Annotated in this window: 12 protein-coding genes; 7 read left to right on the plus strand and 5 right to left on the minus strand. The window is 59.2% G+C overall.

Features of this window, described 5'->3' with window-relative positions; translation table 11 throughout:
* Nucleotides 1-62: 62 nt before the first annotated feature.
* The 7 genes from ACR6A7_RS00770 (at nt 63) to mglC (ending at nt 8324) form a co-directional block, all read left to right on the plus strand.
* Complete coding sequence (locus ACR6A7_RS00770; protein ID WP_434122837.1) at nt 63-1193, plus strand: YbfB/YjiJ family MFS transporter; 1131 nt, start codon at nt 63-65, stop codon at nt 1191-1193.
* 122 nt (nt 1194-1315) lie between these two features.
* Nucleotides 1316-1981: a GTP cyclohydrolase I FolE gene (folE, locus tag ACR6A7_RS00775; RefSeq protein ID WP_434122838.1), complete on the plus strand. Its 666-nt coding sequence runs from the start codon at nt 1316-1318 to the stop codon at nt 1979-1981.
* A 67-nt stretch (nt 1982-2048) separates the two neighbouring features.
* The gene (gene yeiB, locus ACR6A7_RS00780; RefSeq protein WP_434122839.1) at nt 2049-3209 is read left to right on the plus strand and encodes a DUF418 domain-containing protein YeiB; all 1161 of its coding nucleotides are present in this window, start codon (nt 2049-2051) and stop codon (nt 3207-3209) included.
* A gap of 144 nt (nt 3210-3353) precedes the next feature.
* A complete protein-coding gene (gene galS, locus ACR6A7_RS00785; protein ID WP_434122840.1) occupies nt 3354-4394 on the plus strand; it encodes an HTH-type transcriptional regulator GalS in 1041 nt (346 codons plus the stop codon).
* A 314-nt stretch (nt 4395-4708) separates the two neighbouring features.
* The gene (mglB, locus tag ACR6A7_RS00790) at nt 4709-5704 is read left to right on the plus strand and encodes a galactose/glucose ABC transporter substrate-binding protein MglB (RefSeq protein WP_434122841.1); all 996 of its coding nucleotides are present in this window, start codon (nt 4709-4711) and stop codon (nt 5702-5704) included.
* A 69-nt stretch (nt 5705-5773) separates the two neighbouring features.
* Nucleotides 5774-7294, plus strand: coding sequence for a galactose/methyl galactoside ABC transporter ATP-binding protein MglA (gene mglA / locus ACR6A7_RS00795; protein WP_434122842.1), 1521 nt, complete (start codon nt 5774-5776; stop codon nt 7292-7294).
* 19 nt (nt 7295-7313) lie between these two features.
* Nucleotides 7314-8324, plus strand: a complete 1011-nt coding sequence (gene mglC, locus ACR6A7_RS00800) for a galactose/methyl galactoside ABC transporter permease MglC (RefSeq protein ID WP_434122843.1) — start codon at nt 7314-7316, stop codon at nt 8322-8324.
* A gap of 206 nt (nt 8325-8530) precedes the next feature.
* Here the strand turns inward: mglC and sanA are convergent, their stop codons facing one another.
* The 5 genes from sanA to ACR6A7_RS00825 all read right to left on the minus strand — a co-directional run bounded on the left by sanA (nt 8531) and on the right by ACR6A7_RS00825 (nt 13323).
* Nucleotides 8531-9250 carry an outer membrane permeability protein SanA gene (gene sanA / locus ACR6A7_RS00805; protein ID WP_434122845.1) on the minus strand — a complete coding sequence of 240 codons (720 nt, stop codon included), beginning with the start codon at nt 9248-9250 and terminating at the stop codon, nt 8531-8533.
* Nucleotides 9251-9385: 135 nt separating this feature from the next.
* Nucleotides 9386-11083: an NAD-dependent malic enzyme gene (locus ACR6A7_RS00810; protein WP_434122846.1), complete on the minus strand. Its 1698-nt coding sequence runs from the start codon at nt 11081-11083 to the stop codon at nt 9386-9388.
* A gap of 155 nt (nt 11084-11238) precedes the next feature.
* Nucleotides 11239-12129, minus strand: coding sequence for a cytidine deaminase (gene cdd, locus ACR6A7_RS00815; RefSeq protein ID WP_434122847.1), 891 nt, complete (start codon nt 12127-12129; stop codon nt 11239-11241).
* 119 nt (nt 12130-12248) lie between these two features.
* Entirely contained in the window at nt 12249-12941 is a 693-nt protein-coding gene (locus ACR6A7_RS00820) for a CidB/LrgB family autolysis modulator (RefSeq protein WP_434122848.1), read from the minus strand.
* Nucleotides 12934-13323 carry a CidA/LrgA family protein gene (locus ACR6A7_RS00825; RefSeq protein ID WP_434122850.1) on the minus strand — a complete coding sequence of 130 codons (390 nt, stop codon included), beginning with the start codon at nt 13321-13323 and terminating at the stop codon, nt 12934-12936. Before ACR6A7_RS00825 ends, ACR6A7_RS00820 begins: the two co-directional genes overlap by 8 nt.
* Between the last annotated feature and the right edge of the window lie 150 nt (nt 13324-13473).

The following is a 13473-nucleotide window of genomic DNA, read 5'->3' on the forward strand; positions in this document are numbered from 1 at the left end:
TTTCGTGAGTTTAATAAGCTGGCATCTTATAAGCAAGCATAAAAATACCCGGGAGCAGGAATATGGCTTTTCGCGTGGCGCTCAGCGCCTTTCTGGCGCTGGTGGTGGTGATGGGCATCGGACGGTTCGCCTTTACGCCGCAGGTGCCGCTGATGATACACGACGGCCAGCTGACGCTGACCAGCGCCAGTCTGGTGGCGGCGCTCAACTATCTCGGCTACCTGTGCGGCTCTTTTGACGCAATGCGCGCGCGGCGCCGCGTCGAGCTGCGCCTGCAGCTGGGCGTATGGGGCGCAGTCATCCTGACGCTGCTTTCCGCCTGCGTCAGCGGCCCCTGGCTGCACGGGGTGGTGCGCTTTTTGATTGGCTGGGCGAGCGGCGTGGCACTGGTGCTGGTCGCCGCCTGGAGCAGCGAGCAGCTGCATCATTACGGGCGTCCCAGCCTGTCGGCGGCGGTGTTCGCCGGGCCGGGCGCGGGCATCTTTATCAGCGGCCTGCTGGCGGTGCAGCTGCATGCGTCGCAGGCGTCCGCCTCGCTGGCGTGGGCTGCCTACGGCCTGCTGGCGCTGCTAATTGTCGCCGCTATCGCGCGCAATTTGCCGCGCCGCGTCGGCGAGCTGCATCGTCCCGAGCAGGCGCCGGACCCACTGGTGCTGACCCCTGACCTGCGGCGGCTGGTGCTGAGCTACGGCCTGGCGGGCTTCGGCTATATCCTGCCCGCCACCTTTCTGTCGCAGATGGCGGCGGCGCGCTTTCCCGACGGCGCTTTCGCCCAGTTCGTCTGGCCGATCTTCGGCGGCGCGGCGATAGTCGGCATCGCGCTGGGGATCCTGACGCGCGGCCTTGCCAGCAGCAACCGACGGCTGGCCTTTGTGCTCTGGGCGCAGGCGCTGGGCGTCGCGGCGGCGGCGGCGCTGCCCGGCTTTAGCGGCCTGCTGCTCGGCGCGCTGCTGGTGGGCGGCGGCTTCCTCTGCGTAGTGCAGCTGGCGCTGGCTTATGCGCGCGAGCTGGCGCCGCAGCACACGCGCTATATGGCCGGGCTGCTGACCACCGGCTACGCCGTCGGGCAGCTGGTGGGGCCGGTGCTGTCGTCGCTCTCCACCGCGCTGCTGCATCGCCTCGAGCCGGCGCTCTGGATCGCCGGGCTGGCACTGGCTGCGGCCGGACTGCTGGTGTGGCGACGGTCGTCGTGAAACGCTTTCATCGCCGATTGGATTGATTACTGGATTACCCCAGCGGAAAGCTTCACAATACGCGCTCAGAATTGAATCCGCCGGTCTCCCCGGCGGGCGTTACACCTGCGGAGATGAGTACGATGAGCACCCTTAGTCAGGAAGCAATCCTGGTTCACGAAGCGCTGCTGGCGCGAGGTCTGGAAACGCCGTTACGCGCGCCGACGCGTGAAATGGATGATGAAACCCGGAAGCGTCTGATCGCCGGCCACATGACTGAGGTTATGCAGCTGCTGAATCTGGATCTTGAGGATGACAGCCTGATGGAGACGCCACATCGCATCGCCAAAATGTATGTGGATGAGATTTTCTCCGGTCTGGATTACGCAAACTTCCCCAAAATCACCGTCATCGAAAACAAGATGAAAGTGGATGAGATGGTGACGGTGCGCGATATCACCCTGACCAGCACCTGCGAGCATCACTTCGTGATTATCGACGGCAAAGCGACCGTGGCCTATATTCCGAAAGAGAAGGTGATCGGCCTGTCGAAGATCAACCGCATCGTGCAGTTCTTCGCCCAGCGCCCGCAGGTGCAGGAGCGTCTGACTCAGCAGGTGCTGGTGGCGCTGCAGACGCTGCTCGGCACCAACAACGTTGCGGTCTCTATCGATGCGGTGCACTACTGCGTGAAAGCGCGCGGGGTGAAAGACGCCACCAGCGCCACCACCACCACCTCGCTGGGCGGCCTGTTTAAGTCGAGCCAGAATACCCGTCAGGAGTTCCTGCGCGCGGTGCGTCATATTTAACGGACACCGGCAGCCTTAGCCGCCGTCTGCTCTCAGGCGGCGGTGCTTCACGCTAACAGGGATCGCTATGCAACGTTATCATGTGCTGGATTTCATTCGCGGCTGCGCCATCCTCGGCATTTTGTTGCTCAACATTGTTGGCTTCGCCTTACCTTCTGCCGCCTATCTTAATCCCGCCTGGCGCGGCGATCCCGCCACCGATGAGATCTGGACCTGGGCGGTGCTTGACCTGTTGGCACAGCTGAAATTCCTGACCTTATTCGCGCTGCTGTTTGGCGCGGGCCTGCAGCTTCAGCTGCCGCGCGGCGGCCGCTGGCTCTCGGCGCGCCTGACGCTGCTGGCGCTTATCGGCCTGTTTCACGCCGTGGCGATGTGGGAAGGGGATATCCTGCTCGATTACGCCATTATCGGTCTTATCGTCTGGCGTATGCTGCGCGACGTCCCCTCGACGCGCAGCCTGTTTCATACCGGCGCGCTGCTCTACCTGGTGGGCTGCGGCGTGCTGCTGATCTTCGGCTCCATCTCCGATCCCGAACCGAGCCGCTCGTGGCTGCCCGGCGCGGCTGACCTGGAGTATGAACGCTTCTGGAAGCTGGCTGGCGGCTGGGAAGCGGTGCAGAACCGCCTCGACCATCTCTCCTCCAGCCTGATGGCGCTGGCGGCGCAGTATGGCTGGCAGCTGGCCGGGCTGATGATGATGGGCGCTGCGCTGCTGCGCTGCGGCTGGCTGACCGGGGAGTTTAGCCTGCGCCACTACCGCCGCTGCGCCGCGCTTCTGCTGGCCGTCGGCTATGCCATCGCCCTGGTGGGAGTTGCGTCGCAGTGGATGCTGCACTGGTCGTTTCGCTGGAGCGGCTTCTACCTGCAGGTGCCGCGCGATCTCGCCAGCCCTTTTATCAGTCTTGGCTACGCCGCGCTGATCCTCGGCTACTGGCCGCAGCTGGCGCGCTGGCGCCTCACGTCGGCGATTCAGTGCGTCGGGCGCATGGCGCTCAGCAACTATCTGCTGCAAACGCTGATCTGCACCACGCTCTTCTACCGCTTCGATCTCTTTATGCGTTTCGATCGCCTGCAGCTGCTGGCGTTTGTGCCGGCTGTCTGGCTGGTCAATATTCTCTTCTCAACGATATGGCTGCGCTTTTTTCCTCAGGGCCCGCTTGAATGGCTATGGCGTCGCCTGACGCAGCTGGCGGCGGGCAAAACGCCGCATCGCTCCTCATTCAGATAATGATGTTCATCACAAAGGTTACATAATTGTATGTAACCGTTTTCATGAGTGTGACGTGATTCACGCTGCTGCCTCGCCGCGCCTGCCAGAATAGCGCCGGATGACTTCCTGGCGTAATGCCTTTTTCCTCTGTGGAACAGCTGCATGATAACGATTCGTGATGTTGCCCGTCTGGCTGGCGTGTCGGTGGCGACCGTCTCGCGCGTGCTGAATAACAGCAGCGCCGTTACCGCGGAGACGCGCGACGCGGTGCTGCAGGCGGTGGATTCACTGGGCTACCGGCCCAACGCCAACGCGCAGGCGCTGGCAACGCAGATCAGCGACACCATCGGCGTCGTGGTGATGGACGTCTCCGATCCCTTCTTTGGCGCGCTGGTGAAAGCGGTAGATACCGTGGCACAGCGCCTGCACAAACATGTGCTGATCAGTAACTCCTGGCATCAGGAAGATAAAGAGCGCCATGCGATTGAGGTGCTGATCCGTCAGCGCTGCAATGCGCTGGTGGTACACGCGAAAACGCTTTCAGACGAGGAGCTCGCCTCGTTTATGCAGCAGGTGCCAGGCATGGTGATGGTCAACCGCATCGTGCCTGGTTTTGCTCATCGCTGCGTCAGCCTGGATAACGTGGCAGGCGCGCTGATGGCGACCCGCATGCTGCAGCAGCAGGGACACGGCCGCATCGGCTACCTCTGCTCCAGCCACGACATTGAAGATGTGCAGCAGCGGCGCGAGGGCTGGGAGCAGGCGCTGGCGGAGCAGGGGATTCGGCCGCAGGAGAGCTGGATCGCCAGCGCCGAGCCCGATATGCAGGGCGGCGAGGCGGCGATGGTGGAGCTGCTGGGGCGCAACGTGCACCTCAGCGCGATTTTCGCCTATAACGACGGCATGGCGGCTGGCGCACTTACCGCGCTGAAAGATAACGGTATTCAGGTGCCACAGCACTTCTCTGTCATCGGCTTCGATGATATCCCGATGTCGCGTTACACCGATCCGCAACTGACTACGGTGCGCTATCCCATTGTTTCTATGGCCAAACTTGCTACCGAGCTGGCGCTGAGCGGCGCGGCAGGCCAGCTGGACGTCAGCGCGCAGCACGTCTTTATGCCGACGCTGGTGCGTCGTCACTCTGTGGCACAGCGGCAAAATGTGGAGTCGGTCACTAATTCAGGCGATAGCGCCATGTAACCGTTTTCAATCTGTGATTGTATTCACAGTTAATTAACATGCCGCTCACTATGATGGCAGCGTCTTACCGGACTGAAACATTATGTAACGCCGCACTAACCGCAGCAGGCGTGGTTTCAGCAACCCGTTGAAAAGGTTCATCACATCTTGAGGATGCGTTGTCGCACATGGAAGTCAGGTTTCTGGACGGCGATTCAGCGGGGCAGCGCGATTTCACTCGCCTCTTTGCCACTCGCCGAATCTTATTTTACCGAAAGCTCCTGCGCGCCTGACGCGTCTGAGCCAGTACTACCCTGCAAAAAACCGGAGATACCATGAATAAGAAGGTTTTCACGCTCACAGCTTTGGTTGCCAGCATGATGTTCGGCGCAACGGCACACGCAGCGGACACGCGTATCGGCGTGACCATCTATAAGTATGACGACAACTTTATGTCGATGGTTCGTAAGGACATCGAGAAAGAGGCTAAAAACCTTGGCGGCGTACAGCTGCTGATGAATGACTCGCAGAACGACCAGTCCAAACAGAACGACCAGATCGACGTGCTGATGGCAAAAGGCGTGAAGGCGCTGGCGATTAACCTGGTGGATCCGGCCGCGGCGGCCGTGGTGATTGACAAGGCGCGCAGTAATGACGTGCCGGTGGTGTTCTTCAACAAAGAGCCGAACGCGAAAGTGCTGGCCAGCTATGACAAAGCCTACTATGTCGGCACCGACTCCAAAGAGTCCGGCATTATTCAGGGCAAACTGATTGAGAAGCACTGGAAAGCCTCGCCGAACTGGGACCTGAACAAAGATGGTCAGATTCAGTTCGTGCTGCTGAAAGGCGAGCCGGGCCATCCGGATGCTGAAGCGCGCACCAAATACGTTATCGATACCCTGAATCAGGACGGCATCAAGACCCAGCAGCTGGCGATGGATACGGCGATGTGGGATACCGCTCAGGCGAAAGACAAAATGGATGCGTGGCTCTCCGGTCCGAACGCCAATAAAATCGAAGTGGTGATCGCCAACAACGACGCCATGGCGATGGGCGCGGTCGAAGCGCTGAAAGCGCATAACAAGACCTCGATTCCGGTGTTCGGCGTCGATGCGCTGCCGGAAGCGCTGGCGCTGGTGAAGTCGGGCGCGATGGCGGGTACCGTGCTGAACGATGCGGAGAACCAGGCGAAAGCGACGCTGGATATGGCGAAAAACCTGGCGGACGGCAAGGCCGCGACCGAAGGCACCAGCTATAAGATCGCCGATAAAATCGTCCGCGTGCCTTACGTGGCGGTGGACAAAGAGAACCTGTCTCAGTTCCAGAAGTAATCCTGTCCGGGCGCGGCTAAGCCGCGCCCTGTTTTCACGTGACCAACGCTTTTTTTAGCCAGGTAAATTATGGCCAGTGATAATCCGACCGCGCAGCGTGAATATCTGCTGGAAATGACGAACGTCTCTAAATCATTTCCAGGGGTTAAAGCCTTAGATAATGTGAATTTAAAAGTGCGGCCTCACTCCGTTCATGCATTGATGGGTGAAAACGGCGCCGGTAAATCGACATTATTGAAATGCCTGTTTGGTATTTATAAAAAAGATACGGGGAGCATCCTGTTTCAGGGTGAGGAAATTGATTTTAAAAGTTCAAAAGAGGCGCTGGAAAATGGCGTTTCAATGGTGCATCAGGAACTGAACCTGGTTTTACAGCGCACCGTTATGGACAATATGTGGCTGGGTCGCTATCCGCAAAAAGGGCCGTTTGTCGATCAGGACAAAATGTATCGCGATACCAAAGCGATCTTCGACGAGCTGGATATCGATATCGATCCGCGCGACAAAGTGGCGACGCTCTCTGTTTCACAGATGCAGATGATCGAAATCGCTAAGGCGTTCTCCTATGACGCCAAAATCGTCATCATGGACGAGCCAACCTCTTCGCTGACCGAAAAAGAGGTGAACCATCTGTTCACCATTATTCGCAAGCTGAAAGATCGCGGCTGCGGCATTGTTTATATCTCGCACAAGATGGAGGAGATTTTCCAGCTGTGCGACGAGATCACTATTCTGCGCGACGGTCAGTGGATCGCCACCCAGCCGCTGGAAGGGCTGGATATGGATAAGATCATCTCCATGATGGTCGGCCGCTCCCTGAACCAGCGCTTTCCTGACAAAACCAACGTGCCGGGCGAAACCATTCTTGAGGTGCGCCACTTAACGTCGCTGCGTCAGCCGTCGATCCGCGACGTTTCGTTCGATTTGCGCAAAGGGGAGATTCTGGGCATCGCCGGGCTGGTGGGCGCCAAGCGTACCGATATCGTCGAAACCCTGTTCGGGATTCGCGAGAAGGTGAGCGGTACCATTAAACTGCACGGCAAGGCGATTAATAACCACAGCGCCAACGAAGCCATTAACCACGGTTTCGCCCTGGTGACGGAAGAGCGCCGCTCGACCGGTATTTATGCCTTTCTCGATATCGGGTTTAACTCGCTAATCTCCAATATCAAGAAGTATAAAAACAATATCGGGCTGCTCGATAATAAGCGGATGAAAAGCGATACCCAGTGGGTGATCGACGCCATGCGCGTAAAAACGCCGGGCCACCATACGCAAATTGGATCGCTTTCGGGCGGCAACCAGCAGAAGGTGATTATCGGCCGCTGGCTACTGACCCAGCCTGAAATATTGATGCTTGACGAACCGACGCGCGGCATTGACGTCGGCGCGAAGTTCGAAATTTACCAGCTGATTGCCGAGCTGGCGAAGAAAGAGAAGGGCATCATTATTATCTCTTCCGAAATGCCGGAGCTGTTGGGCATTACCGATCGTATTCTGGTGATGAGCAACGGTCAGGTAGCGGGCATTGTAGATACCAAGACAACCACGCAGAACGAAATATTGCGTTTAGCGTCATTACACCTTTAATGAAGCAAGGGCTGTTAACATGAAAGCGACTACTAAAAAGAATGCGCTAACCTGGCTGAAAGAGGGCGGCATTTATGTCGTTCTGCTGGTTCTGCTGGCGATTATTATTTTCCAGGATCCGACCTTTTTAAGCCTGATGAACCTGAGTAATATTCTGACCCAGTCCTCGGTGCGTATTATTATCGCGCTCGGCGTGGCGGGACTAATCGTTACGCAGGGCACCGACCTGTCGGCCGGTCGTCAGGTGGGGCTGGCGGCGGTGGTGGCGGCGACGCTGCTGCAGTCGATGGATAACGCCAACAAGGTGTTTCCGACGCTGGATACCGTGCCGATTCCGGTAGTGATTCTGGTGGTGTGCGTGATCGGCGGCGTTATTGGTCTGGTGAATGGCCTGATCATCGCCTACCTCAAGGTGACGCCGTTTATTACCACGCTCGGCACCATGATTATCGTCTACGGCATCAACTCGCTCTATTACGATTTTGTTGGCGCGTCGCCGATTGCGGGCTTTGACAGCGGCTTCTCGAAGTTTGCTCAGGGCTTCCTGCGCTTTGGCGACTTCAAGCTCTCTTACATTACCTTCTACGCAATTGCCGCCATCATTTTCATCTGGATCCTCTGGAACAAGACCCGCTTCGGCAAGAATATTTTTGCTATCGGCGGCAACCCGGAAGCGGCGAAGGTCTCTGGCGTGAACGTCAACCTTAACCTGATTCTGATCTATGCGCTGTCCGGCGTGTTTTACGCCTTCGGCGGCATGCTGGAAGCGGGCCGTATCGGCAGCGCCACCAACAACCTCGGCTTTATGTATGAGCTGGACGCCATCGCGGCGTGCGTGGTGGGCGGCGTTTCCTTTGCTGGCGGCGTGGGTACGGTAGCAGGCGTAGTGACCGGCGTGCTGATCTTTACCGTGATCAACTACGGTCTGACCTATATCGGCGTTAACCCTTACTGGCAGTACATTATCAAGGGCGGCATTATTATCTTCGCCGTGGCGCTGGATTCGCTGAAGTATTCGCGCAAGAAGTAAGTCAAAGAGATCGCTCAGGCTTGTTGCAGACAGCCTGGGCGTCAAAACGTGGGTGGCAGGGTTCGAAGAGCAAAGCGTCCCGCGACAGGGATGTCGCGGGTCGAGCGAGCAGGGATGCCTTGAGCGACTTTGCGATCGAACCCTGCCATCCGCGTGAGCACATTATCTGTTTTTAAGAGCGGCCTGCGAGCCGCTCTTTCTATTTTCTATTTCCGCGCTTTCTGCTCGCTTTCCAGCAGCTGCTCCGGCGTTACCGCCGGATAGCTCTGCGCATCTTCCGGCACCTCATGCACCGCCGGGATCGGCACCAGCGGGCCGAGGAAGCGCGGCTCGCGCTTCATCACGTAAAGATCGGCCAGCGCGCCGAGGCGCGCGCCCACCTCGCGGAAGCGGACGCTGAGCATATTCTTCGGTGACGGCACCGCGTAGCACTGCGCCTGAATGCCCATATGCAGGGCGATAAACAGGGCGCGCTCGCAGTGGAAGCGCTGGGTGATAATAATAAAGTCGTTGGTGTCGAACACCTTGCGCGTGCGCACGATAGAGTCGAGCGTGCGGAAACCGGCGTAGTCCAGCACGATATCCTGCGGATCGACGCCAGCTTTGATCAGATCGCGACGCATGGTCATAGGCTCGTTATAGCTGCTCATGGCGTTGTCGCCGCTCAGCAGCAGATAGTTAACCTTGCCGCTGTTATAGGCGTTCAGCGCGCCCTGAATGCGATAGAGGTAATACTGGTTATAGACGCCGGTGCGGTAATACTTGGCGGTGCCCAGCACCACGCCAACCTGACGGTGCGGCAGCGAGGCGACATCTTCATAAATATAGGGCGCAGTTTTCCAGCTGATCCAGCGATCCAGGCCGAGCGCGGTCGCCACCATCAGTAAGATGATGAATAAGAGACCAATAAAAACGCGTTTCAACATACGCGCGAGCGCTCGAGATCGGGAAAAATGGGTGCATCAAGGCTACTTGAGGAGCGGTTACGAAGCAAGGCAACGCCGGTTGGCTGATGGATTTTTGCGCGGCAGCCGGGCCTGAAACGGCCCGGCGACCGGTTGTCAGATTGAGGTACGACGATAGTGACGATACTGCGGCAGCCAGAAATTGTTGGCGACCGCCTGCGACAGCACATCTTCCGACGTCACCACCGCGACGCCCGCCAGCTGCGCCGCTTTGCCCACTTCCATGGCGATGAGTTTCGACACGCCCTGAATATCTTTGATCTCCGGCAGCACCGGACCTTCGCCCTCATTCACCAGCGGCGAACAGTCGGCCAGCGCGCGGCTTGCCGTCATCAGCATCGAGTCGGTGACGCGCGTCGCGCCAGAGGCGATGACGCCCAGCCCAATGCCCGGGAAAATATAGGAGTTGTTGCACTGGGCGATTGGATAGGTTTTGCCTTTCCAGCTTACCGGCGAGAAGGGGCTGCCGGTCGCGACCAGCGCCGCGCCGTCGGTCCAGGCGATAATATCCGCTGGCGTCGCCTCGACGCGCGATGTCGGGTTCGACAGCGGCATTACGATAGGACGCGCGCAGTGCTTATGCATCTCGCGGATAATCTCTTCGGTAAACAGGCCCGGCTGGCCGGAGACGCCGATCAGAATATCGGGACGGGCGTTGCGCACCACGTCCAGCAGCGAGATAGAATCGCTGGCGGTGTCCCAGGCTTTCAGGTTCTCGCTCTTCTGCACCAGCTTGCTCTGGAAATCGAGCAGGTTCGGCAGCTTGTCGGTCAGCAGGCCGAAACGATCGACCATTAGCACGCGGCCGCGCGCCTCTTCGTCGCTCAGGCCTTCCGATTTCATCTGCGCGATAATTTGCTCGGCGATGCCGCATCCGGCGGAGCCTGCACCGAGGAACACCACTTTCTGCTCGCACAGGCGGCTGCCTGCGGCGCGGCTGGCGGCGATCAGCGTGCCGACGGTCACGGCGGCGGTGCCCTGAATATCGTCGTTGAAGCAGCAGATCTCGTCGCGATAGCGCTGCAGCAGCGGCATGGCGTTTTTCTGCGCAAAGTCTTCAAACTGCAGCAGCACGTTCGGCCAGCGGCGTTTAACCGCCTGGATAAAGTCGTTAACAAAGGCGTCGTACTCTTCGCCGGTGATGCGCGGATGACGCCAGCCCATATAGAGCGGATCGTTAAGCAGCTGCTGATTGTTGGTGCCGGCGTCCAGCACGACCGGCAGCGTATAGGCTGGCGAAATGCCGCCGCAGGCGGTATAGAGCGACAGCTTGCCGATAGGAATGCCCATGCCGCCGATGCCCAAATCGCCGAGGCCGAGAATACGCTCGCCGTCGGTGACCACAATCACCTTTACGTTCTGCTTGGTCGCGTTCTGCAGCATGTCTTCGATGCGATCGCGATTCGGATAGGAGATAAAAACGCCGCGCGCGCGGCGGTAGATCTCGGAGAAGTGTTCGCAGGCCGCGCCGACGGTTGGGGTATAGATAATCGGCATCATCTCTTCGAGATGGTTGTCGAGCAGGCGATAGAAGAGGGTTTCGTTGGTGTCCTGAATGTTGCGCAGGTAGACGTGCTTATCGTTATTGTTTTTGAAGTCCTGAAACTGACGCCAGGCGCGCTCTGCCTGCTCTTCAATGCTCTCAACCGCTTCAGGCAGCAGGCCGTTGAGGTTAAATTCGTTGCGCTCTTCCAGTGAGAAGGCGCTGCCTTTATTCAGCAGGGGAAATTCCAGCAGGATCGGGCCAGCGTAGGGGATGTACAGCGGACGCTTACTTTCGTACTCATGTTCCATGAAGGGATGCTCCGGTTGCGGTGTTGTCTGGCAAAGCTCAGACGCCAGTCGTTCTTTTTGTGTGTTGCTGGCGCACGATCCTATGAAATTTCTCGCCGATGTACAGCTTTTGTAAATAAAAGATAGCGCCAGTGTTGGAAAGCGTGTGCTGTGCCTCAGCCTCGGTGCAGCGTGACGCAGCTCAGCTGTTTGCATCCCAGCGCGGCCAGGGTCGCCTGCGTCGCGGCGAACTGATTCAGCGTGGCGTTTTCCACTTCGGCCAGCGTGGCGGCCTCGATATTTTCGCAGGCTTCACCCTGCATATTCAGCAGGATCAGCGCCGCCTGGAGCGGCGGCAGGCTCGGGTTGAAGGCGGCGTTCTCGGCGTAGCGCCCGGTAACCGTCGCGCCGCTCGCGGTGCGCAGCGCAATGCCGCTGTGCGAGCCGCTGTATGGCGCATGGCTCTGGCTGGCGGCGGCGATGGCCGCCTGCGCGAGCGCATCGCCTTCCGCCTGATAGCCGTGATCGACCTTATCCAGCAGTAGGGTAGTGATGTTCAAATCGCGCGGGCCGAAGGCGTCCGGCAGGTAGTTCGCCAGGGTGCTGACGCCGCGACCGGGCAGGCTAATGCGCAGATCGGTGCCGCTGTTGAGTTCGTTCATAAACTGGCGACAGTGGCCGCACGGCGTGTAGTTAACCGTGACCGCCTCCAGGCGAGGCTCGCCGCGTAGCCAGGCGTGCGCAATCGCGCTCTGTTCGGCGTGGACCGTTTGCTGCATCGCCACGCCTGCAAACTCCATATTCGCGCCGAAGTACCAGCAACCGCTGACGCCGCGCGCTACGGCGCCGACGTTGAAGCGTGAGACCGGCGCTACCGCGCAAGCTGCCGCCAGCGGCAGCAGCGCCAGAGCAAGGGCGTCGGCATCCAGCCGGGTCTGCTGCATCAGCGATGCGACCTGCTCCGGCGTCAGCGCCGCCTGAAACTGCGCGTCGTCAAGAATCGGGCGCAGCGCGCTTTGCAGATCGGCGGGCAGCGCGTCGAAGGCGGAGGTGAAACGTGGATGCATGATAGCCTCGTTTATATCAGGCGGCCCATTGCCGCCAGAGGGGTTATATGTGATCTGTATCGCTCTGACAATGCAACAGATTTGCATCGTTTCAACTTTGCGAGATCTATCGCAAAGTTTTACCCAAACGCGTGCAGCAGCAGCGGAAAAATAAAGGGCGCCAGCAGCGAGGTGATGATGCCGCACAGCACCAGCGCCAGCGAGCTGAACGCGCCTTCCTGGTAATCCACCTCCGCCGCGCGCGCCGTGCCGAGCGCGTGCGAGGCATTGCCGATTGCCAGTCCGCGCGCCGCGCGAGTTTTTATCCCCAGCAGGTTCAGCACCATATGGCCGAAGACTGCGCCGAGCACGCCGGCGATCAGCACGCAAATAGCACTGATCGCGGGGATGCCGTGCAGCGAGGCGGAGACCGCCATTGCAATGGGCGTAGTGACCGATTTAGGCAGAATGGTCGCGGCAATTTCCGGCGTCGCGCCCATCCACAGCGCGATAGCGGTGCCGGAGACCATCGCGGTCAGGCTGCCGATAAAGCAGACGCCGATCAGCGATTTCCAGCGCGCACGGATTTGATGCATCTGCTCGTAGAGCGGCAGCGCCAGCGCGACCACTGCGGGCTGCAGCAGCTGATTGAGGATCTGGCTGCCGGCGAAATAGCGCGCGTAGGGGATCTGCAGCACCAGCAGCAGCGGGATAATGATCGCCATCGCGACCAGCAGCGGATTGAGCAGCGAGATTTTCAGCTTCGCCGCCAGGCGACGCGCCAGCATAAAAACCCCGACGCTGAGCGGCAGCGACCACCAGATGTCATTCACTGGGCTTCTCCTGCACGCTGCGCGTATGAATTTTATGGGCGCTCCAGCCGACTATCGTCAACACCAGAAAAGTGCTGACCACGATAGAGACCACGACTGGACCGAACTGCGCGCTGAGAACGTCGGTGTAGTTCATCACCCCAACGCTGATGGGCACAAACAGCAGCGCCATATAGCGGATCAGCAGGTGGCAGCCGGGTTTTACCCACTCCACCGGAAGGATTTGCGTCGCCAGCAGGGCAAACAGCGTCAGCATGCCGAGGATACTGCCGGGAATGGTGACAGGCAGCAGCAAGGAGAGGGCGTTGCCCGCATAGAGGCAGAGATAGATGATGACGAAGGCGCGCACGTAGCGCCAGCACAGAGACAGCACGGTGGGCATAGCAGGCTCCTGTTTTTACTGCACAACATCATACGCGACATGGGATAAAAAAGGGCGACATTGCTGTCGCCCTGGGGCTTTAACTACGTGCCCGTCGCGGGTGGCCTGGCCCGATCGCAAAGACGCAAAAGGCGGCATCCCTGCCAGCTC

The sequence above is a fragment of the Pantoea phyllosphaerae genome, assembly GCF_051025595.1.
GTDB lineage: Bacteria > Pseudomonadota > Gammaproteobacteria > Enterobacterales > Enterobacteriaceae > Pantoea.

What these genes read in the sequence shown, in the direction of transcription:
- galS (WP_434122840.1), top strand. Translation starts at nt 3,354, where the DNA reads ATGATAACGATTCGTGATGTTGCCCGTCTGGCTGGCGTGTCGGTGGCG.
- mglA (WP_434122842.1), top strand. Translation starts at nt 5,774, where the DNA reads ATGGCCAGTGATAATCCGACCGCGCAGCGTGAATATCTGCTGGAAATG.
- folE (WP_434122838.1), top strand. Translation starts at nt 1,316, where the DNA reads ATGAGCACCCTTAGTCAGGAAGCAATCCTGGTTCACGAAGCGCTGCTG.
- yeiB (WP_434122839.1), top strand. Translation starts at nt 2,049, where the DNA reads ATGCAACGTTATCATGTGCTGGATTTCATTCGCGGCTGCGCCATCCTC.
- sanA (WP_434122845.1), bottom strand. Translation starts at nt 9,250, where the DNA reads ATGTTGAAACGCGTTTTTATTGGTCTCTTATTCATCATCTTACTGATG.
- ACR6A7_RS00810 (WP_434122846.1), bottom strand. Translation starts at nt 11,083, where the DNA reads ATGGAACATGAGTACGAAAGTAAGCGTCCGCTGTACATCCCCTACGCT.
- ACR6A7_RS00770 (WP_434122837.1), top strand. Translation starts at nt 63, where the DNA reads ATGGCTTTTCGCGTGGCGCTCAGCGCCTTTCTGGCGCTGGTGGTGGTG.
- mglC (WP_434122843.1), top strand. Translation starts at nt 7,314, where the DNA reads ATGAAAGCGACTACTAAAAAGAATGCGCTAACCTGGCTGAAAGAGGGC.
- cdd (WP_434122847.1), bottom strand. Translation starts at nt 12,129, where the DNA reads ATGCATCCACGTTTCACCTCCGCCTTCGACGCGCTGCCCGCCGATCTG.
- mglB (WP_434122841.1), top strand. Translation starts at nt 4,709, where the DNA reads ATGAATAAGAAGGTTTTCACGCTCACAGCTTTGGTTGCCAGCATGATG.
- ACR6A7_RS00825 (WP_434122850.1), bottom strand. Translation starts at nt 13,323, where the DNA reads ATGCCCACCGTGCTGTCTCTGTGCTGGCGCTACGTGCGCGCCTTCGTC.